The sequence below is a fragment of the Methylobacterium sp. 1030 genome (assembly GCF_040544715.1).
Taxonomy (GTDB): domain Bacteria; phylum Pseudomonadota; class Alphaproteobacteria; order Rhizobiales; family Beijerinckiaceae; genus Methylobacterium.
Window position 1 is genome coordinate 30569 of the sequence record NZ_JBEPKM010000011.1, and the last position, 24067, is coordinate 54635.

The following is a 24067-nucleotide window of genomic DNA, read 5'->3' on the forward strand; positions in this document are numbered from 1 at the left end:
TATGATCGCCGCGGCGCTCCGGCTATGCAGCGCGACCCCTGTCGACCCGCCCATGCCGCCTCGCACAGCCACGGATCCTGAAGCCGGTCCCGGACCGCGCGCCGACGACCTGCTCGCCTGGTACGACCGGCATCGGCGGGTGCTGCCCTGGCGGGCGCTCGCCGGCGCGGTCCCCGATCCCTACCGGGTCTGGCTGTCCGAGGTGATGCTGCAGCAGACCACCATCGCGGCGGTCCGGCCGTATTTCGAGCGCTTCCTGACGCGCTTCCCCGACATCTTCGCCCTGGCCGAGGCGCCCGAGGAGGCGGTGATGTCGGCCTGGGCCGGCCTCGGCTACTACTCCCGCGCGCGCAATCTGCACGCCTGCGCGAAGGCGGTCGCGGCGGCCGGCGGCCGCTTCCCCGACACCGCCGAGGGCCTGCGCAAGCTCCCGGGAATCGGCGCCTACACGGCCGGCGCGATCGCCGCGATCGCGTTCGACCGGCCGGAGGCCGCCGTCGACGGCAATGTCGAGCGGGTCCTGAGCCGGGCCTACGCGGTGGAGGCGCCGCTCCCGGGCAGCCGGCCGGAGATCCGCCGCCTGACGCAGGCGCTCGTCCCGCAGGAGCGGCCGGGCGACTTCGCTCAGGCGCTCATGGATCTCGGCGCGACGATCTGCACGCCCAAGCGCCCCGCCTGCGCGCTCTGCCCGTGGATGCGGCCCTGCCGGGCGCGGTCGCTGGGCACGCAGGAGACCTTCCCGCGCAAGATCAGGGTCGCCAAGGGGGCGCTCCGCCGCGGCGCGGCCTTCGTGGCGATCCGCAGCGGCGACGAGGCGGTGCTGCTGCGGACCCGCGCCCCCGAGGGGCTGCTCGGCAACATGGCCGAGCCGCCGGGGAGCGCCTGGGAGCCGGATTACGACGTGGCCGCCGCCCTGCTGGACGCGCCCCTCGACGCGCGGTGGAGGCGGCTCCCGGGCCTCGTCCGCCACGGCTTCACGCATTTTCCCCTGGAGCTGACGGTGTTCGTGGCCCGCGTCGCGCTGGCGACGCCGGCCCCGTCCGGCATGCGCTTCACGCCGCGCGGCGCCCTCGCGGACGAACCGCTGCCCGGCCTCATGCGCAAGGTCCTGGCGCACGCCTTCGACCCGAAGCCGGAGCCCGAGAAGAAGCCGCGCGGGCGCCCGCGGAAGGAGCCGCCGCCGATGCCGCTGCTGGCGGCGATGGAGGCGCCGATCTCGATGCCGGATCCCGAGCCCCGACCGCGCGTGCGGGCCGTCCCGAAGCCCCAGCCGAAGCCGGCGCCGGTGCCGCCGCAGGAGACGGACGAACTGTTCGACGGGGAGGTCGAACCATCGCCCGCACCGGCGCGGGCCCGGTCATCGCCGCGGCGGCCGGGGCCGGGCCGGAAGCGGTAGCCGACCGTCATCGCGAGCGCAGCGAAGCGAAGCGACCCAGGGCAGCGCGACATCTGTCTGCGTGGCGCTGCTGGATTGCTTCGCTCCGCTCGCAGAGACGGTGTGCTGGCTCAGCCGTTGGCCATCGCCTGCCGGAGACCGGCCCGGTAGCTGTCGATCACCACCGGCTTGCCGCCGCGCTCCACGTGCCAGAACGTCCAGCCGTTGCAGGCCGGCAGGCCCTGCACCAGCGCGCCGATCTTGTGGATCGAGCCGATGACGAGGCCGTTGTCGAGCTGGCCGTCCGGGCGCACCGTGGCGCGGAACCGGCGGCGCTCGTCGGTCACGGTCTCGCCGGGGCGGATGTGGCCCGCCTCGATCACCGACAGGAACGGGACCCGCGGCTCGGCGCGCTTGGTCGGCGCCACCATGAGGGCGGCCCTCGACAGGGTCTCCACGGCGGCGATCCGCTCCCGGGCCGCCTCGGCGTAGGTCGCCTCGCGCTCGATGCCGATGAAGCGGCGGCCGAGGCGCTTGGCGACGGCGCCGGTCGTGCCGGTGCCGAAGAACGGGTCGAGCACCACGTCGCCGGGATTGGTCGCCGCGAGCAGCGTCCGGGCGAGCAGAGCCTCGGGCTTCTGGGTCGGGTGGACCTTGCGGCCCTCCGCATCCTTCAGCCGCTCCTCGCCGGTGCAGAGGGGGATGAACCAGTCCGAGCGCATCTGGAGGTCCTCGTTGCCCCCTTTCAGCGCCTCGTAATGGAAGGTGTAGCCCTTCGAGTCGGCCGAGCGCGAGGCCCAGATCAGGGTCTCGTGGGCGTTGGTGAAGCGCTTGCCGCGGAAGTTCGGCATCGGGTTGGCCTTGCGCCAGACGATGTCGTTGAGGATCCAGTAACCGAGATCCTGCAACGCGCTCCCGACCCGGAAGATGTTGTGGTACGACCCGATCACCCAGAGGGTCGCGTTCGGCTTCATCACGCGGCGGCAGGCGGCGAGCCAGTCCCGGGTGAAGGTGTCGTAGGCCTCGAAGGTCGCGAACTTGTCCCAGTCGTCGTCGACCGCGTCGACGCGGCTCTGGTCCGGGCGCAGGAGGCCGGCGTCGCCGAGCTGAAGGTTGTAGGGCGGGTCGGCGAACACGCAGTCGACGCTCGACGCCGGCAAGGCGTTCATGGCCGCGATGCAGTCCCCGACGAGTACCTGGTCGAGGGGCAGAGAACGCTGGGCGGGTACGAGACCCATCCGTGGCGCCGACGCGGGCCGCCCGGCACGCGAGACCTGTTTCCGGGCGACGGCGTCGGCAGCCACGGTACGCGGGGAAGCCATGGCAAACACCGGTTACGCGACTGACCGGCAGACCATGCGCCGGGTACGGTAAAGGTCACGTTGTCGATTTCGCGTCCGGCGCGTCCCGTTCTGGGGCTGCAGATTTTGCCGACCGGGCGCCCGGACAATCCTCCGACAGATTAAGCAACCCTTACCCGCCTGCGCCGCGCCGCCGGGATCGGGCGACAACACTCTATCCCTGCGGGTCACGCGCGGCCGCGGCAGCCTGTGCTTGGGAAACAGCCGCGCACGACAATCATCGTCGTGCCAGGGGCGCCGGGCGGGTCGCGCTTCCACCTCAGCGGGATGCAGGGTCACGCTCCGCGCAAGGCTTAAGAATGATGTCCTATTTTGCATCCTCCCCGATGGAGCCGAGCAGTTCTTGCTGAATACGCAGAACCACACGCCAATGCATCACCCGCAACAAGAGCGGAAATAAACTGAAATAAGCCGCCATGTAATGGGGATGACCAGCGCGAAATCGGCCAAAATGTGACCCCGACAGCCCGAAAAAGCCTGCCATATTCCGGCCCGTTTCGGGCACGACTGGCGCCGCCCCGACAAAAACAATGGGAATGCGTCGAGAATGTCGTTCGGTTTCGGTAAGCTCGTTGTCTCGCTTGGAATGCTGTCCACCGTCGTCGGAACAAGCCTCCCGGCCGCCGCCCAGAGCGGAGCGGCCTCCTGGTACGGGAGCGGCCATCGCACCGCCAACGGCGAGCGTTTCAACCCCAACGGACTGACCGCCGCTCATCGCAGCCTGCCGTTCGGCACCCGGGTCCGCGTTGAGAACAAGCGGACCGGCCGCTCGATCGTCGTGCGCATCAACGACCGCGGTCCGTTCGTGCGCGGCCGCATCATCGACCTGTCGCGCGGCTCCGCCCGCGCCCTCGGCATGGGCGGCGTCAGCTACGTGTCGCTGCAGGTCGTGCACTGACCCTTCACGGGCATCGAGCGCCCCGGCGCGCCTCCGCCCGCGCGGGCGGGGCAGCCTCCGGGGCGTTGTCTGCCGGACCCGGACGCACCATCTGCTGCCGGGTTCAGCTCGGATCACCCGCCCATGCCCAAGCCCCTCATCGTCGACATCCCGCACGACCTCGGCCGCGACGAGGCCAAGCGGCGCCTGGAGCACGGCACGGATCAGGCGCGGGCCCTCCTGGCCAAGAGCGGAATCACGGTGGACCAGCTCGCCTGGACGGGCGACCGGCTCGATTTCGGCGTGTCCGCGGTGGCGCAGAAGATCGCCGGCACGATCGACGTGGGCGCGGAGAGCGTGCGCCTCGAGGTGAAGCTGCCGTTCCTCCTCGCCCTGTTCGCCGAGAAGATCCAGAAGGTGGCGAGCAAGGAGGGCAACCTCCTGCTGACGAAGAAGTAGCCCTCCGGAACCGGATCCGCCGCACTCTGTTTCCGCGAGACCGGTGCCGCTGTGCACCACCGGTCTCGCGGAGGATGACGGTGCCCGATTTCACGCTCGCCGACCCGGGGCAGGTCCCCGAGGTGCCGCCGCAGCCGACGCCGGTGCCGGACCGCCCCTACGATCCGCCGCAGGCGCCGACCCAGCCGCCCGGGCCGGAGATCCCCGGGAACACCCCGGCGGAGGCGCCGGGCATCCAGCCGCCCGAGATCCCCGTCAACGATCCGGGCGTGCCCGAGATCAGCCCGCCGACAGGACCGGCCAACCCGATCGCCTGACCGGGCGCCGACCGACGGGGGCGGCTCTGTTTGAACAGGCCGCCCCGCGCTGCCATAAGCCGGCCCATGGCCGCTCCCCCGCTCCTCACCCTCCAGGACGTCGCGCTCACCTTCGGCGGCACGCCGCTGATCACGGGCGCGAGCCTCGCCATCGCGCCGGGCGAGCGCACCTGCCTCGTCGGCCGGAACGGGTCGGGGAAGTCGACGCTCATGAAGATCGCCGCGGGCCTCACAGAGCCCGACCGGGGACGGCGCTTCGTCCAGCCCGGCACGACGATCCGCTACCTCGCGCAAGAACCCGATTTCACGGGCTTCGCCACCACCCTGGATTTCGTCGAGGCCGGCCTGCCGCCGGGCGAATCGACCCACCGCGCCCGCTACCTGCTGGAGAGCCTCGGCCTGACCGGCGCGGAGGATCCGAGCAAGCTCTCCGGCGGCGAGGGGCGCCGCACCGCGCTGGCGCAGGCGCTCGCCCCCGAGCCCGACGTGCTGCTCCTCGACGAGCCCACCAACCATCTCGACCTGCCGGCGATCGAGTGGCTCGAGACGGAGCTGAAGGGCACCCGCGCGGCCCTCGTGCTCATCAGCCACGACCGGCGATTCCTCTCGGCGCTGTCGCGGGCCACGATCTGGCTTGACCGCGGCGAGACCCGCCGGATCGACCAGGGTTTCTCCAGCTTCGAGGCGTGGCGCGACGCCTTCTTCGAGGAAGAGGAGCGGGACCAGCACAAGCTCGACCGCAAGATCGCCGCCGAGGAGCACTGGCTGCGCTACGGCGTCACCGCGCGGCGCAAGCGCAACGTCCGCCGCCTCGGCAACCTGCACGAACTCCGGCAGAACCGCCGCGAGGTGCGCCGCCCCGTGGGCAGCGTCAGCATGCAGGCCTCGGACGCCGAATCTTCCGGGAGCCTCGTCGTCGAGGCCCGGGACATCGCGAAGAGCTACGGCGAGCGCAGGATCGTCGACGGGCTGTCCCTGCGGGTGATGCGGGGCGACCGGCTCGGCATCGTCGGGGCGAACGGCGCGGGCAAGAGCACCCTGATCAACCTGCTGATGGGCCGGCTCGCGCCGGATGCCGGGCAGGTGGTGCTCGGCACCAACTTGCTGCCGGTGGTGCTCGATCAGGCCCGCGCCGTGCTGGAGCCCGGGATGACCGTCACCGACGTGCTGACCGGCGGCCGCGGCGACAGCGTCACGGTGAACGGCCAGAGCCGCCACGTGATCGGCTATCTCAAGGACTTCCTGTTCACGCCCGAGCAGGCGCGCACGCCGGTCTCGGTTCTCTCCGGCGGCGAGCGCAACCGGCTGCTGATCGCCCGCGCCCTGGCCCAGCCGGCCAACCTCCTCGTCCTCGACGAGCCCACCAACGACCTCGACCTCGAGACCCTCGACCTGCTCCAGGAGATGCTGGGCGACTACCAGGGCACGCTGATCCTGGTGAGCCACGACCGCGACTTCTTGGACCGCGTGGCCGGCAGCGTGCTGGTCTCGGAGGGCGCCGGTCGCTGGGTCGAGTATGCCGGCGGCTACAGCGACATGCTGGTCCAGCGCGGCCAGGGCGTCGAGGCGCGGACCGTCGCGCCGAAGGCGAAGGAGTCGCGCGAGCGCGCCGCCGCGCCGGCCGCCCAGCCGTCGGGCAAGCCCAAGCTCGGCTTCAAGGACCAGCACGAATTGAAGACCCTGCCGGCCCGCATCGAGAAGCTGGAGGCGGCGATCGCCCAGCTCCGCACGATCCTCGCCGACCCCGAGCTCTACGCCCGCGACCCCGCCCGGTTCGACAAGGCCTCGACCATGCTGGCCCAGGCCGAGACCGAGCTGTCGCAGGCGGAGGACCGCTGGCTGGAACTGGAGATGCTTCAGGCGGGATGAGACCCGCCGCATCGCGCCGCGAGACGTACCCGACCGGAGATCGCATGACCGCCTATCAGACCCTCGAACAGCGCTTCGCCCGGCTCGCCGCCTTGGAGGGCGCGGCCGGGATCCTCGGATGGGACGCGCAGACGCTGATGCCGGACGGCGCCGCCGAGGCCCGCGGCGACCAGCTCGCGATCCTGCGCGGGCTCGCCCACGGGATGCTCACCGCCCCCGAGGCCGCCGAGGAGCTGGCGGCAGCCGAGCAGGGCGGCGACCTCGAGCCCTGGCCCGCCGCCAACCTGCGGGAGATGCGCCGCGCGCAAGGACACGCCACGGCGGTCCCCCGCGACCTCGTCGAGGCCAGCTCCCGCGCCGTGTCCCGCTCGGAGATGGTCTGGCGCGAGGCGCGGCGCGACGCCGACTTCGGCCGCCTCGAACCCCACCTCGCCGAGGTGCTGCGGCTCCAGCGGGAGATCGGCCAGGCGAAGGGCGCGGCCCTCGGCCTCGATCCCTACGACGCGCTGCTCGACAGCTACGATCCCGGCATGCGCCGGGCGACGATCGACCCGCTCTTCGCGGACCTGACCGACTGGCTGCCGGCCCTGATCGCCCGCGCCCGGGAGATCCAGGCGTCCCGGCCGGCGCCGCTCCCGCTCGCCGGGCCGTTCGACGTGGCGGTGCAGCGCGACCTCGGCCTGCAGCTGATGGCGGCGGTCGGCTTCGACTTCACCCGCGGCCGGCTCGACATCAGCCTGCACCCGTTCTGCGGCGGTGCCACCGACGACGTGCGGATCACGACGCGCTACGACGCGGCCGATTTCGGCCGGGCGCTGATGGGCGTTCTCCACGAGACCGGGCACGCCCTCTACGAGCAGGGCCGGCCGGCGGCGTGGCGCAACCAGCCGGTCGGCGCGGCGCGGGGCATGAGCCTGCACGAGAGCCAGTCGCTCATCGTCGAGATGCAGGCCTGCCGGAGCCGGGAGTTCTTCACCTTCCTGGCGCCGCTCCTGCAGGCGGCGTTCGGGCGGTCCGGGCCCGAATGGTCGCCGGAGAACCTGCACGCGCTCAACACCCGGGTCGCGCCCGGCTTCATCCGGGTGGATGCCGATGAGGCGACCTACCCGGCCCATATCCTCCTGCGCTACCGGCTGGAGACCGCGATGATCGCGGGCGACCTCGCGGTGCGCGACCTGCCGGGGGCGTTCAACGACGGCCTGCGCGACCTCCTCGGGCTCACGGTGCCCGACGACCGGGTCGGCTGCCTGCAGGACATCCACTGGCCGAGCGGCGCCTTCGGCTATTTCCCGACCTACACGCTCGGCGCCCTGGCGGCCGCGCAGCTGTTCCGGGCGGCCCGCGCGGCCGAGCCGGCGCTGCCGGGCTGCCTCGCGCAGGGCGATTTCGGCCCCCTGCGGGACTGGCTCCGCACGCATGTCCACGCGGTGGGGAGCCTGCTCGAGACCGACGACCTCCTCACCCGCGCCACCGGGACGAGGCTCGGCACGGCGGCGTTCCGGGCCCATCTGGAGGCGCGCTACCTTGGGGGCGCGGGCGCCTGAGACGCGGTGGCCGGGGAGGGGACGGAACGGCCCCCTCCGCCGGCGACGCCTAGAGCGTCACCACGTCGACGGCGTCGCCGAGCCGGTCGCGAGCGATGTCCGCGACGTGGCGGTGGTGCGTGAACAGGATCGGCTGGACCCGGGCGCCGATCGCCGCGAGCGCATCGAGGCCGTAGCCGGTCCGGGTCTCGTCGAAGGTCGAGAACAGGTCGTCGCCGATGAAGGGGGCCGGCTCGGCGCGGCCGGCGTAATCCTCCAGATAGGCCAGCCGCAGGGCGAGGTAGAGCTGGTCGCGGGTGCCCTCGCTCATGCCCTCGATCGCGACCGTGCCGCCGCCGGCGCGCTGCCCGGCGAGCTTCGGCGTGTCGGCCTCGTCGTAGATCTGCGCCAGACCGGAGAACGCGCCGCCGGTGAGAGCCTGGAACAGCGCGCCCGCCCGGGTGACGAGCGGGTCCTGCTGCCCCGCGCGGTGGCGGGCGACCGCCTGCCCGAGCATCAGCCCGGCGAGCCGCAAGACGGCCCAGGAGCGGGAAGCCGCCTGGAGATCCGCCTCCGCGGCCTTGCGCTCCGCGAGGGCCAGCTCGGCGCCGGTGCCGCCCTCGAGCTCCGCCCGCCGCCGCTCCGCCCGGTCGCGGTCCGCGAAGATGACCTGCCCGCGCTCGGCCTGCTCCTCGGCCTCGAGGACCAGACGCGCCAGCTCCGCCTCGATCGCCTCGGGCGACAACGTCTCCAGCCCGGCGCGCAGCTCCCCCTCGGGAAGTCCGTCGGCCGCACCCGCGAGGTTGCCGCGGAGCCGAAGACGCTCGGCGCGCAGCGCTTCCCGAGCGCTGAGGCGGCCGAACAGACGATCGATCTCCGGCGTCGGTGCCGCGGCGAGGTCCGGCATAACCTCGGCGACCTGCCGGACGAGCATCGCCCGCGCCGCGTCGCGCCCTTCGGCAGCGGCGCGATGGGCCGCCTCGGCCTCGTCGCGGCGACGGTCGAGCTCGGCGCGCCGCGCCTCGCGGGCCTGCGCGGCGACGAGGCGCCCGTGGAGCGACCGGATCGCGCCGGCGGGCGACGTCTCGGCGAGATCGGGGGCCAGGGCCTCGACCAGCGTGGCCGCCGTGTCGCGGAACGCCTCCATATCCCGGCGGATCCCGGCCGAGCGGCGCTGCAGGGCGGCTCGCTCCGCCAGCCGGTCCGGCACGCTCCGCCACGCCTCCAGCGCGCCCTCGGCCTCCTCGGGCCCGGCCGCACCGTCGAGGCCGAGGGGCAGGAGCGCCGCCGCCCAGTCGGCCTGCCACGCGGCGCGGCGGGCAGCGGTCTCGGCGAGGCTCGCCTCCAGCCGCTCGACGGACAGTCCGGCCGCGCGCAGCAGGCCACCGGCCTGCAGATTGGCCTCCCAGCGGCTCGCCAGGGCGGCGATGCGCGCTTCGAGACCGTCCAGCGCGGCGGCGATCTCGAGGTCCGGTGCGGCGTCGAGCCCGGCGCGGGTGCGCAGGTCGGCCAAGGGCCCCCGCGCGGTCTCGATCCGCGCCAGGAGGCGGTCGGCCTCGATCCGCTGCGCGGCGAGGCGCTGCTCGGCCTCGATCAGGCTCTCCACCTCGGCGAGCCAGGCCGCCATCTCGGCCGGCGGTCCGGGCACGAGGCCGGCGGGCCGCCAGGCCTCGCGCCACGCCGCCTCGCCCGCCGCGATCTCCGCCGCGAGACCGGCGAGGACGCCGTCGGCCTGCGCGGCCTCCGCCTCCTCGGCGGCGAGCCGCTCCAGGTCGGCCGCGTGGGCGGCGACCCGGGCCGCGTCGGAGGCCCGCTCGTCCGCGACGCGGTCGGCCTCGAGGAGCGCCCGCTCGAAGGCCGCGATCCCGGCGATGGCGGCCGGCCGGCCGGCCGCGAGAGCCTCGCGCAGCGGCGCGAGCGCCGCGTCCCGCGCTGCCCGCAGGGCTTCGAGGCGCTCCCGGGTGGCGACGGGCCGGCCGGCCTCGCGCTCCCGCAGGCGCGCGCGGGTGGCCGCGACCTGGCGCCGGGCCGCGTCGCACCGGTCGGCCGCCCGCTCGTGCTCGCGGGTCTTGGCCTCGAGGCGCTGACGGTAGCGCGCCACCGTGTCGGGGGCGGGCAGGGGCGTCCGGACAAGGGCGGCGAGGTCGGCGACCGGCGGCGACAGCCGCTCGGCCTGGTTGCGCAGGAGCGCCGCCTCCCGGCGGATCGCGCCCTCGAGGGTGTCGCGGGCGGCGATCCACTCGTGCAGCCGGGCCAGGGGTTTCAGCGCCTCGCGGAGCGGGGTCGGGTCCCGGGCCGCGTCCGCCGCCTCCATCTCGCGGGCGAGGCGTTCCCGCTCGGCGCGGGCGGCGGCGAGGTCGCGGGCGATCTGCTCCTCGGCGGCCGCCAGGGTCCGACCGTCGCGGATCAGCCGCTCGGTCCGCGCCCGCGCGGCGTCCGGGGGCTGGCGGGCCTCGAGCGCGGCGAGGTCGGGCACGCCGATCCGGGCGCGCAGCCGCTCCAGATCCAGCCCGACCTTGTGGGCGTCGCCCTCGATGCGGGGCAGGTCGGTGCCACCCTTCTCGAACTCCCGAGTACCGCTGAACGCCGCCAGGATCTCGTCCGCCCGATGGGTCAGCCCCGGCTCGACCGGCACCGATTCGGCCTCGCCGCGGGCCCGGTCGCGCGCGGTTTCGGCCCGCTCCGCCTCGGCGTCCGCGGCGCGGCACGCGTCCAGGGCCGCCCCGAGGCGGGCGATCCAGGCGGAATCCGCGTCGACGAGGTCGGTCTCGGCGGCGATGCGCCGCTCCAGCGCGTCGATCTCGGCGATGATCGGGCGGACGCGCTTGAACCGTTCCAGCCGGGCGCGCGCGACCGCCCCGGCCTTCTGCTCGGACCGGAGCGCCTCGAGCTGCGCGGCCGCCGCGGCGATCTCGTCGTTCAGGGCGCGCCAGTCGCCGGCGCGCAGGCCCCGCTCGCGGATCGCCCGCCGGGCCGTCTCGTGGCGCTCCAGCGCCTGGTAGAAGGTCCGGTGCTTGGCCTGGCGCGGGGCGAAGATGGCGTCGGCCTCCGCGTCGAGCGTCGTCTGCAGCTCCGTGAGGCCGCGCAGGCCCGAGCCCGCCGCGAACAGGCTCGCGCCGACCTCGCCCTCCACGTCGACCATCTCGCGGCCCCCGGCCCGGAGGCTCGCCGCGTCGAGTCCGAAGGCCCGGCAGAACACCGTCCGGGACAGGCCGCCGAGGAACGGGGCCAGCGCGTCGTCGGCGAGCGGCGCGTCGTCGGCGTCGATGAGGGTGCGGCTGTTGCCCTTCCGGCGGCGGAAGGACAGCCGGCGTCCGTCGGCGGCGGCGATCTCCGCGCCGAGGCGCAGCTGCGGCATGTCGTGCAGGAAGGCGTAGGGCGTCGTCTTCCCGAAGCCGAACAGCAGGTCGGTGACCGCCGCCAGCGCGGTGCTCTTGCCGGCCTCGTTGGCGCCCAGCACCACGTGCAGGCGCGCGTCGGGCCGGAACGCGACGGTGCGGTCCGTGAAGGCGCCGTAGCGCTCCAAGGCGAGGCGGATCAGGCGCATCGGGGGTCCATGGGCGCGCGCCTCAGCAGTGCCGGCCGCCGAGGCGTCCGAGGACGAGGGCCTCGGCCTCGGCGCAGAGCGCGTCGAACTCCGCGTCGAGGTCGGCCTCGGCGGCGGCCGTCCCCGGCATCCGGCCGCCGATCTCGGCCAGCGCCGCCTTCGCCCGGGCGCGGAACTCGGGGTCGCGGTCGAGGTCGGCGAGCAGGGCCGCGGGGTCGATGGCGGCGCCGGTCGGCTCCGCCGCGGCGCGCGGGCGGCGGGTCTCGATCTTCAGGCGCTCCAGCCAGATGTCCTCGTGCAGCCGGTGCGCGGCCGCCTGGATCTCGGCCGTCAGGGACTCGCGATCGGCCGCGAGGGCGTCGTGGGCCCGGGTCGTCCCGGCGAGGTGGACGCGGACCAGGAGCAGCCGGCGCGCCGCGATCCCGGCCAGGGGCCTCAGCGCCGCCTCGACGGCCTCGACGGCGCCGCGCGCGTCGGCCACCGCCGCGAGGTCGACCGTGATCTGCTCGAATCGCGCCCGGTCGAGGGGCAGGCGGCTGACGCCGGTCACCCGCCCGTCGGCGACGTCGACCACGACGGCGCCCTTCTCGCCGCACTCGCGCACGCTCCGGCCCTGGAGATTGCCGGGGAACACGATCCAGGGATCCCGGGACAGCTCCGCGTACTCGTGGATGTGGCCCAGCGCCCAGTACTCGTAGCCCCGGGCCGCGAGGTCGGCGACCGAGCAGGGGGCGTAGGTCTCGTGGGCGGCGTGGCCGGTGCAGGAGGTGTGCAGGACCCCGAGGTTGAACCAGCCCGGCACGGCGGCCGGGTAGGTGAGCGCGAGGTTCTCCTCCACGGCCCGGCCCTGGAAGCTGCGGCCGTGGACCGCGACGCGGAGCGCGTCGAGGCGCAGGGTGCCGGCGCGGGCGGTCGGGAAGACGTGGACGGAGGCCGGCAGCGTGATCGAGCGCGTGATGACGCTCTCGGCGTCGTGGTTGCCGCGCACGAGGATCGTCGGGATGCCGGCGCGGTCGAGGCGCGCGACCTGCCGGGCGAAGAACAGGCCGATCGTGGTGTCGGCCCAGTCGCCGTCGTAGACGTCACCCGCGACAACGACGAAGGCGACCGACCGCTCGATCGCCTGGGTCACCAGATCCTCGAAGGCCTGCCGGCTCGCCGCGGCGAGGCGCCGGGCCAGTTCCGCGTCGCGCGCGGCGAGGCCCGACAGCGGGCTGCCGAGATGCAGGTCGGCGGCATGGATGAAGCTGAACGCCGTCATGGCCTCCGGACGGGATCGGTGGGATGGCGGTGCGCGGCGATCCGCGGAGCGGCCGGCGTCGCCATGCCGGCTCTTAGGCCGCCGACCGGGTCCGCCTCAAGCGGCGCCCGGCGATGGGCTGTGGGGCGCCCAGGTCGGACCGCGCCCGGGCCCGGCGCGAAAGCGGTCGAACGTCCCGGCTCCGGGCGCGTTAGAGCGTGGCGGTGGCGGGAGCGCCGCGCGTTGAGGTACGAGACCGGCCCGATGAATCCTGCTGCACGCCCGGCCCGCTCCACCCCCGCACCGTCGCCCGTCACGCCGATCCGCCCCGCCGAGCGGCCGCACCAGCCCTTCAAGATCGTGAGCTGGAACCTGCTGCGGCGCACCGGCGCGGCGGTGGACGACGTCGCCGCCCTCGTGGCGCAGGAGAAGCCCGACCTGCTGCTGATGCAGGAGGCGACGCGCGCCATCGGCTTCCTGCTGGACCGGATCGGCGGCCACTACGCCTGGGCGCCCCTGCCGGGCCGGATCCACGGGCTCGCCATGTGGAGCCCGAAGCCCTGGGCGGCGCCGCCCCGGGTCATCGCGCTCCCCTCCGGCGCCCTCGTGCACCGGGTCTGCCAGATCCTCGATCTCGGCGAATTCGGCGTGGCCAACGTCCACCTGTCGCACGGACAGATGCTGAACCGGCGCCAGCTGCGGCGCATCGTCGGCGAGCTGCCGCCGCGAGCGGCTGTGCTCGGCGACTACAACATCGTCGGCCCGGCGCTGATCCCGGGCTTCCGCGACGTCGGACCGCGGCAATCGACCCACGCGATGGTCGAGGTGCTGCCGCTGCGGCTCGACCGCTGCCTCGCCCGCGGGCTCGTCTGCCACGCGCACGCGGTGCTGCCGCGGGGACGCTCCGATCACCGGCCGATTGTCGTCCATCTCGGCCCGGCGCCGGAGGCGCACGCCCCCGCCCGGTTCAAAGGTATGGCAGCAGCAGTCGCACGCCTGCGTCGCGCAGACGGATCGGCAGGCCGCGCGCGGCGAGATCCTCCCGGCTGAGCCGCGCCTCCATCTTGCCGCGCATGAACCGGTCGAGGTCGGCGGCGAGGTCGGCGTCGATGATCTCGACGTTCAGCTCGAAATTGAGCCGGAAGCTGCGCATGTCCCAGTTGGCGCTGCCGACGAAGCACCAGATGTCGTCGACCACCATCGCCTTGGAATGGTCGAAGGGCGGCTCGTCGAGCCAGACGTTCACGCCAGCCCGCAGCAGCGGGTCGAGATGCGCCCGGGTCGCCCAGTCGATGTAGGGATGGTCGCTGACCCGCGGGATGATCACGTCGACGGTGATGCCCCGGGTCGCGGCCTGGGCGAGCGCGCCGGTCACCAGCTCGTCGGGAAGGAAGTAGGGCGTCACGAAGCGCACCGACCGGCGCGCGCAGGCGAGCGCCTGGAGGATGACCTGCTCGATCTTCTCGACGTCCGCGTCCGGGCCGGAGGTCACCGCCCGGGCGACGCTCGGTCCGCAGGGCTCGAGGTCGACGAACCACGGGGGGCCGTCGAGGATCTCGCCGTCCACGAAGGCCCAGTCGGCCGCGAACGCGGCGGCGAGTTGCTCGACCACGGGGCCGGTCAGGCGGAAATGCGTGTCCCGGATCGGGTGCTCGGGCTTCAGGGCGACGCGGTTCGGGTGCGAGATGTTGAGACCGCCCGTGAAGGCGATCCGCCCGTCGACGATCAGCAGCTTCTTGTGCGAGCGCAGATTGAGGAACGGCATCCGCCAGGGGAGGGCGGAGTGCATGAACAGGGCGGCCGGCACCCCGGCGGCCGTCAGGCGGTGGTAGACCGGCGCGCGGAAATAGCCGCCGCCGATCCCGTCGATGATGACGCGGACCTGCACGCCCCGGGCCTTCGCCTCCACGAGGGCGTCGCAGAATTCGCGGCCGGTGGCGTCGTCCCGGAAGATGTAGCTCGACAGGCCGATGCTGGACCGCGCCTCGCGAATCGCCGCCAGCATCTGCGGATAGCCGGCGTCGCCGTTGCGGAACATCTGCACGGTGTTGCCCGCGAAGGCCGGCAGGCTCGTGATCCGCCGGATCGCCCGGTCGAGGGGCCAGAGCGCCTCCGGCACCACGGCGTCGTCGGTGTCGGGCAGCTGCGTCGCGTCGGACGGCTTGGTCCGCAGCCGCCGCGCGCGGCGCGAGACCCGGTTGATGCCGAAGGTCAGGTACAGGGCGGTCCCGAAGATTGGCGACAGCCACGCGAGCCCGATCCAGCCCACCGCCACGCTGACCCGGCGCTTGCGCAGCAGGGCGTGCAGGGTGACGCCGATCGCCAGCGCGAAGCCGATCAGGGCCTCGACATCCGACCGCATCAGGGCGGTCGACTGGACCCAGCGGGTGATCGCGTTTTCCAAGGTGAGGCTATCCGGGTTCGCGTCGGGAGGCGCCGGATCGACCTGTAGCGCATGCGGCGGGCGGATTAATCCGCCGGCTTGGCCGGATGCGCAATGGGCGCGGCGGCCGCGGCGGCCGCGGGCCGCTCGCAGCGATAGGGTCCGCTGCCGTCGAGGGCCCCGTACAGGACCCGGCCGCCGGAGGCGATGCAGCGCGCCTTGGCCTCGGCATAGGGCCGGTGGAAGCTCCAGATGGTGATCATCGGCCCGATCGTCGCGAGGCAGACGCCGCCGAAGATCACGGCGGCGGCCCAGGTGGCGCCGTTGCGGTTCGGCCGCGGGGGCCGCGGCGGCGGCATCGTGCCGTAGAAGGACAGCGTCAGACCGAGCAGGTCGAGGGTGCTCATCAGCCGTTCCGCGTGGCGGCGCCGAGCCCGGCAGGGTCGGACAGGCCCCTCATCCTAGGGCAGGGCGGCGCCATAACCTATGCGCGTCGCGCCGGAGGGCCTGCGTCGTATCGCGCCAGTGCGCGGACCGGGATGCCGGCTCACTGCTCCCAGCGGGGCGGCCGCTTGCCCAGGAACGCGTCGATCCCCTCCTGCGCGTCGGCCATCATCATGTTCCGGGTCATGACCTCGGCGGTGTAGCCGTAGGCGCCCTCCAGGCCCATCTCGATCTGCCGGCCGAACGCCTCCTTGCCGATCGCCAGGACGCGCCGGGCCTTCCCGGCGATCCGGGCCGCCAGGGCGCCCACCGCCGCGTCGAGCTCCGGCTCCGGCACGACGCGGTTGACCAACCCGATCCGCAGCGCCTCCCCGGCGTCGATCGGCTCGCCGACCAGCAGCATCTCCAGGGCGGCCTTGCGCGATACGGCGCGTGACAGGGCGACCATCGGGGTCGAGCAGAACAGGCCGATCTGCACCCCCGGCGTGGCGAAGCGGGCGGTCTCGGCGCACACGGCGAGATCGCAGGTGGCCACGAGTTGGCACCCAGCGGCGGTGGCGATCCCGTGGACGCGGGCGATTACCGGCTGCGGAAGGCGCGTGAGGCTCAGCATCAGCCGGGCGCAGGTGCGGAACACCGCCTCGGTCGCCGCGCGGGACGGATCGGCGCGCATCTCCTTGAGATCGTGCCCGGCGCAGAAGGCGGGGCCCGCCCCCTGCAGGATCACCACCCGCACGGACGGATCCGCGCGGATCGCATCGAGCTGCTCCTGGAGCGCGCCCATCAGGGCCATCGACAGGGCGTTGCGGGCCTGCGGCCGGTTCAGCGTCAGCGTCGCGACCCCGTCGGCATCGCTGCGCAACAGCACCGGCGCCTCCGGGCTGGCGGCGTGGGCCGTGGCAAGGGCTGCGGTCATGGCGGCGTCTCCCGGCGCCGGCCTCCCTGGCACGGGGCCGGTCGCGTCGCCGGACGGTAGCACGCAGGGTTCAGGTCCGCGACGGTGCCGCGGCCCGCGATCCGCGATGCGGCGGTTGTCAGGCGTGCTCGGCCAGGGCGAGGTCGAGGCTCGCGTAGTCGGCGCCCGGACCGTTCCACCACACCGCCGGATAGGCGGTGAGCCGGCCCATCACGCCGGCATAGGCGTCGGCGAGCGCGGTATCGACGACGGCCAGCCCGGCGCCCGACTGCGCGAGGCTTTCCGCCAGCGCCTGGTCGCGGCCGGCGCAGTCGAGGCAGACGACGCGCAGGCCGAGGCGGGTGAGGCCGAGGCGCATAGCCTCGACCTGCCCGAGATCCTGCACCAGGAGCGCCACGGCCTGCCCGGCCCGCAGGCCCTCGCCCCAGGCCCAGCGCGAGACGCGGTGCGGACAGACCGCCGCGACCGGCACCGCCGGCGCGCCGCGCCGCTCCGCGCTGGCGGCTCCTTGCGCGCCCGGCCGGGCGCGCCGGTCGGCGTCGCGAGCCGGGAGTGGGATGGAGGCCGCCGGGTGATGGACGCCGTACATGCGATGCGGACCGCCTGAATCTGGACACACTGCAGGTCCTGGCGTGACGCGAGCAGGTTAACACTCTCTCTCACCCGGGCGTTCCGTCGAGAAACGACCGTCTTTTCGTCGACGCGCGGGCCGGCGACTGGACTTATGGCGAACGGGCCGTGAACCGGGACGGGTGAATTGCCGACATCTCGGGTCGCATCTTCGGTCGCATTGGCGCGCGCGCGGGTCCGGCCTATGTCCCGCCCGCCAGAGGCGGCCCGCGAGAGGCCGCCCCCGATCGAGGAACCGCCGCGCATGCGCCCCACTACGACCCGGATCACACTCCTCGCCGCCGTCACGCTCGCGGCCCTGCCGGCGCAGGCGCAGATCCGGAACGCCCCGTCGCCGCGGGCCCTGGAATTCGCCGCCTACATCTTCGCGGCCTCGAACGTCTGCGGCTACCGGATCGGCAGCGACCAGTTCGAGGCCCTGCTGGCGAAGCAGAACGTGCAGATCGGCGACGTCCAGCCGCGCGGACCGTTCGGCAACCGGGTGCAGACCATGTTCACGCTGATGTCGAACCAGATGGCGCAGAACCGCGACCAGGCCTGCCTCGCGGTGGCCGGCGAGTACGGGCCCGAGGGCACGGTGGCCAAGAACGTGCTCCTGCCCGCCGGCCAGGACCCCGCCGCGCCGGCGAAGCCCGCCGAGCCCGCCAAGCCGCAATAGCCCATTCGCGGGATCGCCGCCGGCCTCAGCCGAGGCGCCAGTCGATCGGCGGGCGCCCGTTCGCGGCGAGCCAGCGGTTGGCCCGGCCGAACGGGTCGGAGCCGGGAAAATCCCGGGCCCGGTTGAGCGGCGAGGGGTGTCCGCTCTCGAACACGCCGTGGCGGGTCGCGTCGATGAGCGCGGCCCTGGCCCGCGCCTGGGCGCCCCAGAGCAGGAACACGGCGGGCTCCGCGCGGGCCGAGACGGCGCTCACGGCCTGATCGGTCAGCGGGGCCCAGCCGTAGCGCAGGTGCGCCCCGGCCTTGCCGGCCTCGACCGTGAGCGCGCTGTTGAGCAGGAGCACGCCCTGCCGCGCCCAGGGCGTCAGGTCGCCGCCGGCGGCGCGGTCGGATCCCGCCTCCGCCAGGATCACCTTCAGCGAGGCGGGCAGGCGACCGGAGCCGACGAACGAGAAGGCGAGGCCGTTGGCGTCGCCCGGTGTCGGGTAGGGGTCCTGCCCGAGAATCACGGCCCGCACGTCCTGCAGCGGGGTCTCGGCCAAGGCGCGGAAGATCCGGTCCGGTGCCGGCAGGACGCGGGCGCCCGCGGCGATTCGGGCATCGACCCGCGCCGCCACGGCGTCGGCCTCCCCGCCGGCGAAGAACGGCAGGCTCAGCCAGGGCGAACCGGAGGCGCGGAAGGCCGTGAGGGCGTCGGCGACGGGTGTGGTGGCCATGGTCTCTCGCGATCGGTTTCCACGCCGAGATAGGAGGCGGACGCGCACCGTCATCGGCGCGGCGGTTGCGGCCGGGAGCCGCCCGTGTTTAGGGACGGGGGTCGAGCGCGCGGCCTGTCGCGGTGCGGCATGTCGCGTCCGCCCTTCGCCGGGCGGCTTCGCACCCTACATGGAAGCGCACCCGACGGGGTTTAAGCGCCGGCCAAGCCGAGGCGTACCAGGGCGTACGCGCCGGCCGCCGGATATCGGAAGCCAGAGGAAGGATCTCGGCGCGCGGCGCCGGAACGCTGCCATGAACGAACGCGTCGAACCCGCCGCGCTGGCGAATGGCCGGCCCCTCGCACCGCTGCAGCCCGCGGCGAACACCCTTCCGGCCGACCACCCGAAGGTGGCCTGGGGCCGCGTCGGCGTGCTCCTGATGAATCTCGGGACACCCGAGGGCACGTCCTACTGGCCGATGCGCCGGTATCTCAAGGAGTTCCTGTCGGACCGCCGGGTGATCGAGGTGCCGCGGCTGATCTGGTGGCCGCTCCTCAACCTGATCATCCTGACGAAGCGCCCCGGGCCGAAGGGCCGCGACTACGCCAGCGTCTGGAACAACGCGCTCAACGAGGGGCCGCTGAAGACGATCACGCGCGGCCAGAGCGAGCGCCTCCAGGCGGCCATGGGCGAGTCGGTGGTCGTCGACTGGGCGATGCGCTACGGCAAGCCCGAGGTCGCCGGCCGGATCCAGGCGCTGCTCGACCAGGGCTGCGACCGGATCCTGCTGGTGCCGCTCTACCCGCAATACGCCGCCGCGACCTCGGCCACGGCCTGCGATCAGGCCTTCCGGGCGCTGATGGACATGCGCTGGCAGCCCACGGTGCGGGTCTCGCCGCCCTATCACGACGACCCGGTCTACATCGCCGCCATGGCCGATTCGATCCGCGAGGGCCTAGCCAAGCTCGACTTCGAGCCGGAGGTGATCCTCACCTCGTTCCACGGCGTGCCGCGGAGCTACCTGCTCAAGGGCGACCCGTACCATTGTCAGTGCCACAAGACCGGGCGCCTGATCCGCGAGGCGCTCGGCCTGTCTCCGGAGAAGATGCGGGTCACCTTCCAGTCGCGCTTCGGCAACGAGGAGTGGCTGAAGCCCTACACCGACGAGACGGTGATGGAACTCGCGAAGTCGGGCGTGAAGCGGATGGCGATCGTCGCCCCGGGCTTCACGGCGGACTGCCTGGAAACCCTCGAGGAGCTCGACGGCGAGAACCGGCACTATTTCGAGGAGAACGGCGGCGAGCGCTTCGCCTACATCCCCTGCCTGAACGACAGCGACCTCGGCATGCGGGTGATCGAGCACGTCGTGCGCCGCGAGCTCCAGGGCTGGATCTGAGATCCCGGCCGGGATGCCGCTTGCGGCGCGGCCCGGCCCGCCTATTATTTTCCTAAGCCGAACGGGCCCATCGGTTCGGCGCGGGAGGATCACATGGCGTTCTTCATCGGCATCGCGTGTCCGTGGCTGCTGATCGCGGTGCTCGACAGGATCGCCGAGGGGCGCCGCGGCGCCGAACTCTCGGCCCTCGGCATCACGCCCCAGCCGGCCCCGGCGCGATCCAGCTACCTCGTCCCGGATCGGCCGTACTGACGACGGGGCGCGGCCCCGCGGGGCCGCGCCTGTCAGCCTTGAACCGTCACTTCTTCGGTTCGGGCGCGGTCTGAGCCGCCGGCGGCGCGTCGGCGCGGTCGATCTTGGCCTCCGAGCGGAGCTTCAGGATCATGTCCTGCTGCGCCTTGCGGATCAGGTGCTGGTCGATCTGCTCCTTGAGCTCGTCGAAGGTCGGCTGCGGCTTGGTCCGCTTCTCCTCGACCTTGATCACGTGCCAGCCGAACTGGGTCTTGATCGGGTCGGAGACCTGGCCGGGCTTCATCGCGAAGGCGGCGTTGGCGAAGTCGGGCACCATCCGCTCCTTGGTGAACCAGCCGAGATCGCCGCCCTCGGCCTTCGAGCCCGGGTCCTTGGACGCCTCGGCGGCGACCTTGGCGAAGTCCTCGCCGCCCTTGATGCGCGCGGCGATCTTCTTCGCCTCGGCCTCGTTGTCGACCAGGATGTGGCGCGCGTGCACCTCCTCCTCGGGCTTCATCAGCTTGACGGTCTGATCGTAGATCGCGTGCTCCGCCTCGGGCGTGACCGCGCGCTTGGCCTCCTGCTCCAGGTAGTCGTCGAGCAGGAGCTTGTCGCGGAAGTAGGCGAGCTTGCGCTTGAACTCGGGCGTGTCGCCGACCTTGGCGGCCTCGGCGGCCTGCGCGCCGACGCGGAGGTCGACCATGTAGTCGACGAGCAGGCTCTTCTTCTGGGCCTCGTCGACGCCGGGCAGTGACAGGGCCGGGTCATCGGCCGCGATGGCGAGGTCGCCCTGCGTGATCGGCTTGCCGTTCACGCTCGCCACGACCGCGTCGGCGCTCGGCGCCGCGGCCGGCGCGGCGGGCGAGGCGGCGGCCGGCGTGTTGGCGGCCGGCGTGGGGGCCTTCTGGGGTGCCTGGGCCAGCGCCAGTCCCGGCATCGCGACCATGACGGCGAGCGCGCTGACGCGCCGGAGAAGGGCGGTGTTCGGCATACGGGCGAAGTCCTCGGCTCACGTCTCGGCGCCGCGCCGGATCGGCCGGGCGTCGCGCCGCGGCACAGGTGGCCCGCGTCGGGCGAGAAGGCAAGCGCGGCCATTTCACCGGTGCCGGAACCGTGACCGTACCGGCATGCGTTGAGGGCTGCCCCTTCCAGGTGCGCCGGGCGATGTTTACCTCTATAAGCCCGGCCAACTCCGTCCAGGCCGGCCCGCCACGCTTACCCGTGGGCGGGCTCGCGCGTCCGCAGGTCTATGATGCTCGGCTCCATCGCCAAGAAGATTTTCGGCTCCTCGAACGACCGCCGCGTCAAGGGCTACCGCCCGCGCGTCGCGCAGATCAATGCGCTGGAACCGGAGATCCAGGCCCTCTCGGACGAGGCCCTGCGCGCCCGCACCGACATGCTGAAGGCCGAACTCGCCAACGGCAAGAGCCTCGACGACATCCTCGTGCCGGCCTTCGCTACGGTGCGCGAGGCGGCCAAGCGCGTCTTCGGCCAGCGCCACTTCGACGTGCAGCTCATCGGCGGCATGGTGCTCCACGAGGGCGGCATCGCCGAGATGAAGACCGGCGAGGGCAAGACCCTGGTGGCGACGCTGCCGGTCTACCTCAACGCCCTGGAGGGCAAGGGCGTCCACGTCGTCACCGTGAACGACTACCTCGCCTCGCGCGACGCCGAGTGGATGGGTCAGGTCTACCGGTTCCTGGGCCTCTCCGTCGGCACGATCGTGCACGGGCTCGACGATGCGCAGCGCAAGGAGGCCTACGCCTGCGACATCACCTACGGCACCAACAACGAGTACGGCTTCGACTACCTGCGCGACAACATGAAGTACGAGCTGTCCCAGCTGGCACAGCGCGGGCACAACTTCGCGATCGTCGACGAGGTCGATTCGATCCTGATCGACGAGGCACGCACGCCGCTGATCATCTCAGGGCCGGTGGATGACCGGTCGGAACTCTACGTGGCGGTCGACGCGCTGATGCCGCGCCTGCGCAAGGAGTTCTACGACCTCGACGAGAAGCAGCGCACGGTCTCGCTGACCGAGGAGGGCAACGAGTTCATCGAGGAGGCGATGCGCGAGGCCGGCCTCCTGAAGGAGGGCGACCTCTACGACGCCCACAACGTCACGCTGGTCCACCACGTGAACCAGGCCCTGCGCGCCCACACGCTGTTCACCCGCGACAAGGACTACATCGTCAAGAACGACGAAGTGGTGATCATCGACGAGTTCACGGGCCGCATGATGCAGGGCCGGCGCTACTCGGAAGGCCTGCACCAGGCGCTGGAGGCCAAGGAGCGGGTCACGATTCAGCCCGAGAACCAGACGCTCGCCTCGATCACCTTCCAGAACTACTTCCGCCTCTACAAGAAGCTCGCCGGCATGACCGGAACCGCCTCGACCGAGGCCGACGAGTTCGCCGAGATCTACAAACTCGACGTGGTCGACATCCCGACCAACAAGGAAGTCGAGCGCGTCGACGAGGACGACGAGGTCTACCGGACCGTCGGCGAGAAGTACGAGGGCATCATCGCCGAGATCGACAAGGCGCATGCGCGCCACCAGCCGATCCTGGTCGGCACCGGCTCGATCGAGAAGTCGGAGCACCTCGCCGAGATGCTCAAGAAGGCCGGCTACAGCCTGCTCGACTACTCCGACCCGAACGCGCTGACCGACGTCTACGCCGCCGCCCGCGAGGGCCGGGTGACCAAGCGCTTCGCCGTGCTCAACGCCCGCTTCCACGAGCAGGAGGCCTACATCGTGGCCGAGGCCGGCGTGCCGGGCGCGATCACCATCGCCACCAACATGGCCGGCCGCGGCACCGACATCAAACTCGGCGGCAACCTCGAGATGCGGATCGAGAAGGAGCTGGGCCACCTCGCCGACGGTCCGGAGCGCGACGCCGCCATCGCGGCGATCAAGGCGGAGATCGCCGAGAACCGCACCAAGGTGCTGGCCTCGGGCGAGCCGGCCGATCCGGAGGCGGGCCGCAAGAAGGCGCTGCCCGGCGGCCTCTACATCATCGGCACCGAGCGTCACGAATCGCGGCGCATCGACAACCAGCTCCGCGGCCGCTCCGGGCGCCAGGGCGATCCCGGCCGCTCGAAGTTCTACCTGTCGCTTCAGGACGACCTGATGCGCATCTTCGGCTCCGACCGCATGGACGGGATGCTGCAGAAGCTCGGCCTGGAGCAGGGCGAGGCGATCATCCACCCCTGGATCAACAAGGCCATCGAGAAGGCGCAGCAGAAGGTCGAGGCGCGCAACTTCGACATGCGCAAGAACGTGCTCAAGTACGACAACGTCATGAACGACCAGCGCAAGGTCGTGTTCGAGCAGCGCCGCGACTTCATGGGCCAGGACAGCGTCCGCGAGACCGTGGACGAGATGCGCGAGGGCGTGATCGACGACCTCGTCGCCCGCCACATCCCGGAGAACGCCTACGCCGAGCAGTGGGACGTCGCCGGCCTGCGCGAGCAGGTGAAGGAGATCCTCAACCTCGACGTGCCGGTCGAGGACTGGGCCAAGGAAGAGGGCATCGCCGACGAGGAGATGCGCGAGCGCCTGCTCAAGGCGGCCGAGACCGCCTACGCCGAGCGGACCGAGAAGAACGGCGCCGAGGTCACGGCCTATATCGAGAAGCAGGTCCTCCTGCAGACGCTCGACCATCTCTGGCGCGAGCACCTAGTGACGCTGGACCACCTCCGGCAGGTGATCGGCTGGCGCGGCTTCGCCCAGCGGGACCCGCTGAACGAATACAAGTCCGAGGCTTTCGACCTGTTCAACGGTCTCGTGACCGCCCTGCGCGAGCAGGTGACCGCGCAGCTCTCGCGGGTCGAGATCATGATGCAGGAGCCGCAGGAGGAGTACCCGCCCGGCGGTCCGGCGCTGCCGCCGATGTTCGCCCAGCATCTCGACCCGGTCACCGGCGAGAACGAGATGGACTACGCCGGTCTCGGCTCGGGCAGCGACGGCGGCGGGGGACCGGCCTACGGCTTCGCCGCCCAGGGCCTCGCGGCGGACGGCGCCGTGCTGGAGCGCGACCCGACCGACGCCGCCACTTGGGGCCGCGTCGGCCGCAACGAGCCGTGCCCGTGCGGCTCGGGCAAGAAGTACAAGCACTGCCACGGCAGCCTCCAGGCCTGAGGC

20 protein-coding genes are annotated in these 24067 nt (G+C 72.8%); 11 read left to right on the plus strand and 9 right to left on the minus strand.

Translation table 11 applies throughout. The features are described 5' to 3' along the window. The first annotated feature begins 52 nt into the window (after window positions 1–52). Window positions 53–1396, plus strand: a complete 1344-nt coding sequence (mutY, locus tag ABIC30_RS17105; protein ID WP_331326327.1) for an A/G-specific adenine glycosylase — start codon at window positions 53–55, stop codon at window positions 1394–1396. A 110-nt stretch (window positions 1397–1506) separates the two neighbouring features. Here mutY and ABIC30_RS17110 read toward each other — a convergent pair whose 3' ends face one another. Next, on the minus strand, window positions 1507–2697 hold the full coding sequence (locus ABIC30_RS17110; protein WP_280141568.1) for a site-specific DNA-methyltransferase: 1191 nt from the start codon (window positions 2695–2697) through the stop codon (window positions 1507–1509). Window positions 2698–3283: 586 nt separating this feature from the next. Here ABIC30_RS17110 and ABIC30_RS17115 point away from each other — a divergent pair. The 5 genes from ABIC30_RS17115 to ABIC30_RS17135 all read left to right on the plus strand — a co-directional run bounded on the left by ABIC30_RS17115 (window position 3284) and on the right by ABIC30_RS17135 (window position 7802). Next, window positions 3284–3634 carry a septal ring lytic transglycosylase RlpA family protein gene (locus ABIC30_RS17115; RefSeq protein ID WP_020093388.1) on the plus strand — a complete coding sequence of 117 codons (351 nt, stop codon included), beginning with the start codon at window positions 3284–3286 and terminating at the stop codon, window positions 3632–3634. 123 nt (window positions 3635–3757) lie between these two features. Further along, entirely contained in the window at window positions 3758–4072 is a 315-nt protein-coding gene (locus tag ABIC30_RS17120) for a polyhydroxyalkanoic acid system family protein (protein ID WP_020093387.1), read from the plus strand. Between the two features lie 74 nt (window positions 4073–4146). Then, a complete protein-coding gene (locus tag ABIC30_RS17125; RefSeq protein WP_020093386.1) occupies window positions 4147–4389 on the plus strand; it encodes a hypothetical protein in 243 nt (80 codons plus the stop codon). Between the two features lie 66 nt (window positions 4390–4455). Then, window positions 4456–6258, plus strand: a complete 1803-nt coding sequence (locus ABIC30_RS17130) for an ATP-binding cassette domain-containing protein (RefSeq protein WP_056525268.1) — start codon at window positions 4456–4458, stop codon at window positions 6256–6258. 44 nt (window positions 6259–6302) lie between these two features. Further along, complete coding sequence (locus ABIC30_RS17135) at window positions 6303–7802, plus strand: carboxypeptidase M32 (protein WP_091679914.1); 1500 nt, start codon at window positions 6303–6305, stop codon at window positions 7800–7802. Between the two features lie 49 nt (window positions 7803–7851). Here the strand turns inward: ABIC30_RS17135 and ABIC30_RS17140 are convergent, their stop codons facing one another. Then, complete coding sequence (locus ABIC30_RS17140; protein WP_091679912.1) at window positions 7852–11328, minus strand: ATP-binding protein; 3477 nt, start codon at window positions 11326–11328, stop codon at window positions 7852–7854. 22 nt (window positions 11329–11350) lie between these two features. Continuing rightward, window positions 11351–12589: a metallophosphoesterase family protein gene (locus ABIC30_RS17145; RefSeq protein WP_042673791.1), complete on the minus strand. Its 1239-nt coding sequence runs from the start codon at window positions 12587–12589 to the stop codon at window positions 11351–11353. 243 nt (window positions 12590–12832) lie between these two features. Here ABIC30_RS17145 and ABIC30_RS17150 point away from each other — a divergent pair, with 243 nt between their 5' ends. After that, a complete protein-coding gene (locus ABIC30_RS17150) occupies window positions 12833–13618 on the plus strand; it encodes an endonuclease/exonuclease/phosphatase family protein (protein WP_170855145.1) in 786 nt (261 codons plus the stop codon). On the opposite strand, the gene ABIC30_RS17155 is transcribed toward ABIC30_RS17150, so the two are convergent. The 4 genes from ABIC30_RS17155 to ABIC30_RS17170 all read right to left on the minus strand — a co-directional run bounded on the left by ABIC30_RS17155 (window position 13536) and on the right by ABIC30_RS17170 (window position 16900). Further along, window positions 13536–14972: a phospholipase D-like domain-containing protein gene (locus ABIC30_RS17155; RefSeq protein ID WP_020093380.1), complete on the minus strand. Its 1437-nt coding sequence runs from the start codon at window positions 14970–14972 to the stop codon at window positions 13536–13538. The two genes, ABIC30_RS17150 and ABIC30_RS17155, sit on opposite strands and share 83 nt — an antisense overlap. A 65-nt stretch (window positions 14973–15037) precedes the next feature. Then, on the minus strand, window positions 15038–15358 hold the full coding sequence (locus ABIC30_RS17160; RefSeq protein ID WP_020093379.1) for a hypothetical protein: 321 nt from the start codon (window positions 15356–15358) through the stop codon (window positions 15038–15040). 140 nt (window positions 15359–15498) lie between these two features. Then, window positions 15499–16311: an enoyl-CoA hydratase gene (locus ABIC30_RS17165; RefSeq protein WP_331326320.1), complete on the minus strand. Its 813-nt coding sequence runs from the start codon at window positions 16309–16311 to the stop codon at window positions 15499–15501. Window positions 16312–16429: 118 nt separating this feature from the next. Then, window positions 16430–16900 (minus strand): AMP-dependent synthetase, encoded by a 471-nt coding sequence (locus ABIC30_RS17170; RefSeq protein WP_354455808.1) that lies wholly within the window; start codon window positions 16898–16900, stop codon window positions 16430–16432. A 285-nt stretch (window positions 16901–17185) separates the two neighbouring features. Between ABIC30_RS17170 and ABIC30_RS17175 the strand changes: the two genes are divergently transcribed. Continuing rightward, window positions 17186–17599 (plus strand): hypothetical protein, encoded by a 414-nt coding sequence (locus ABIC30_RS17175; protein ID WP_020093376.1) that lies wholly within the window; start codon window positions 17186–17188, stop codon window positions 17597–17599. A gap of 25 nt (window positions 17600–17624) precedes the next feature. Here the strand turns inward: ABIC30_RS17175 and ABIC30_RS17180 are convergent, their stop codons facing one another. After that, window positions 17625–18314: a uracil-DNA glycosylase gene (locus ABIC30_RS17180; protein ID WP_331326323.1), complete on the minus strand. Its 690-nt coding sequence runs from the start codon at window positions 18312–18314 to the stop codon at window positions 17625–17627. A gap of 292 nt (window positions 18315–18606) precedes the next feature. On the opposite strand from ABIC30_RS17180, the gene hemH reads away from it, so the two are divergent. Then, window positions 18607–19689, plus strand: a complete 1083-nt coding sequence (hemH, locus tag ABIC30_RS17185; protein ID WP_020093374.1) for a ferrochelatase — start codon at window positions 18607–18609, stop codon at window positions 19687–19689. 93 nt (window positions 19690–19782) lie between these two features. Continuing rightward, window positions 19783–19941, plus strand: coding sequence for a hypothetical protein (locus ABIC30_RS17190; RefSeq protein WP_020093373.1), 159 nt, complete (start codon window positions 19783–19785; stop codon window positions 19939–19941). 46 nt (window positions 19942–19987) lie between these two features. Here the strand turns inward: ABIC30_RS17190 and ABIC30_RS17195 are convergent, their stop codons facing one another. Then, the gene (locus ABIC30_RS17195) at window positions 19988–20911 is read right to left on the minus strand and encodes a peptidylprolyl isomerase (RefSeq protein ID WP_020093372.1); all 924 of its coding nucleotides are present in this window, start codon (window positions 20909–20911) and stop codon (window positions 19988–19990) included. A gap of 261 nt (window positions 20912–21172) precedes the next feature. On the opposite strand from ABIC30_RS17195, the gene secA reads away from it, so the two are divergent. Continuing rightward, window positions 21173–24064: a preprotein translocase subunit SecA gene (gene secA / locus ABIC30_RS17200; RefSeq protein ID WP_026604963.1), complete on the plus strand. Its 2892-nt coding sequence runs from the start codon at window positions 21173–21175 to the stop codon at window positions 24062–24064. Window positions 24065–24067: the final 3 nt, after the last annotated feature.

Excerpts from the sequence above, each read along its gene's own strand:
- mutY (WP_331326327.1), top strand. The coding sequence starts at position 53 with ATGCCGCCTCGCACAGCCACGGATCCTGAAGCCGGTCCCGGACCGCGC.
- ABIC30_RS17110 (WP_280141568.1), bottom strand. The coding sequence starts at position 2,697 with ATGGCTTCCCCGCGTACCGTGGCTGCCGACGCCGTCGCCCGGAAACAG.
- ABIC30_RS17115 (WP_020093388.1), top strand. The coding sequence starts at position 3,284 with ATGTCGTTCGGTTTCGGTAAGCTCGTTGTCTCGCTTGGAATGCTGTCC.
- ABIC30_RS17120 (WP_020093387.1), top strand. The coding sequence starts at position 3,758 with ATGCCCAAGCCCCTCATCGTCGACATCCCGCACGACCTCGGCCGCGAC.
- ABIC30_RS17125 (WP_020093386.1), top strand. The coding sequence starts at position 4,147 with ATGACGGTGCCCGATTTCACGCTCGCCGACCCGGGGCAGGTCCCCGAG.
- ABIC30_RS17130 (WP_056525268.1), top strand. The coding sequence starts at position 4,456 with ATGGCCGCTCCCCCGCTCCTCACCCTCCAGGACGTCGCGCTCACCTTC.
- ABIC30_RS17135 (WP_091679914.1), top strand. The coding sequence starts at position 6,303 with ATGACCGCCTATCAGACCCTCGAACAGCGCTTCGCCCGGCTCGCCGCC.
- ABIC30_RS17140 (WP_091679912.1), bottom strand. The coding sequence starts at position 11,328 with ATGCGCCTGATCCGCCTCGCCTTGGAGCGCTACGGCGCCTTCACGGAC.
- ABIC30_RS17145 (WP_042673791.1), bottom strand. The coding sequence starts at position 12,589 with ATGACGGCGTTCAGCTTCATCCATGCCGCCGACCTGCATCTCGGCAGC.
- ABIC30_RS17150 (WP_170855145.1), top strand. The coding sequence starts at position 12,833 with ATGAATCCTGCTGCACGCCCGGCCCGCTCCACCCCCGCACCGTCGCCC.
- ABIC30_RS17160 (WP_020093379.1), bottom strand. The coding sequence starts at position 15,358 with ATGAGCACCCTCGACCTGCTCGGTCTGACGCTGTCCTTCTACGGCACG.
- ABIC30_RS17165 (WP_331326320.1), bottom strand. The coding sequence starts at position 16,311 with ATGACCGCAGCCCTTGCCACGGCCCACGCCGCCAGCCCGGAGGCGCCG.
- ABIC30_RS17170 (WP_354455808.1), bottom strand. The coding sequence starts at position 16,900 with ATGTACGGCGTCCATCACCCGGCGGCCTCCATCCCACTCCCGGCTCGC.
- ABIC30_RS17175 (WP_020093376.1), top strand. The coding sequence starts at position 17,186 with ATGCGCCCCACTACGACCCGGATCACACTCCTCGCCGCCGTCACGCTC.
- ABIC30_RS17180 (WP_331326323.1), bottom strand. The coding sequence starts at position 18,314 with ATGGCCACCACACCCGTCGCCGACGCCCTCACGGCCTTCCGCGCCTCC.
- hemH (WP_020093374.1), top strand. The coding sequence starts at position 18,607 with ATGAACGAACGCGTCGAACCCGCCGCGCTGGCGAATGGCCGGCCCCTC.
- ABIC30_RS17190 (WP_020093373.1), top strand. The coding sequence starts at position 19,783 with ATGGCGTTCTTCATCGGCATCGCGTGTCCGTGGCTGCTGATCGCGGTG.
- ABIC30_RS17195 (WP_020093372.1), bottom strand. The coding sequence starts at position 20,911 with ATGCCGAACACCGCCCTTCTCCGGCGCGTCAGCGCGCTCGCCGTCATG.
- secA (WP_026604963.1), top strand. The coding sequence starts at position 21,173 with ATGCTCGGCTCCATCGCCAAGAAGATTTTCGGCTCCTCGAACGACCGC.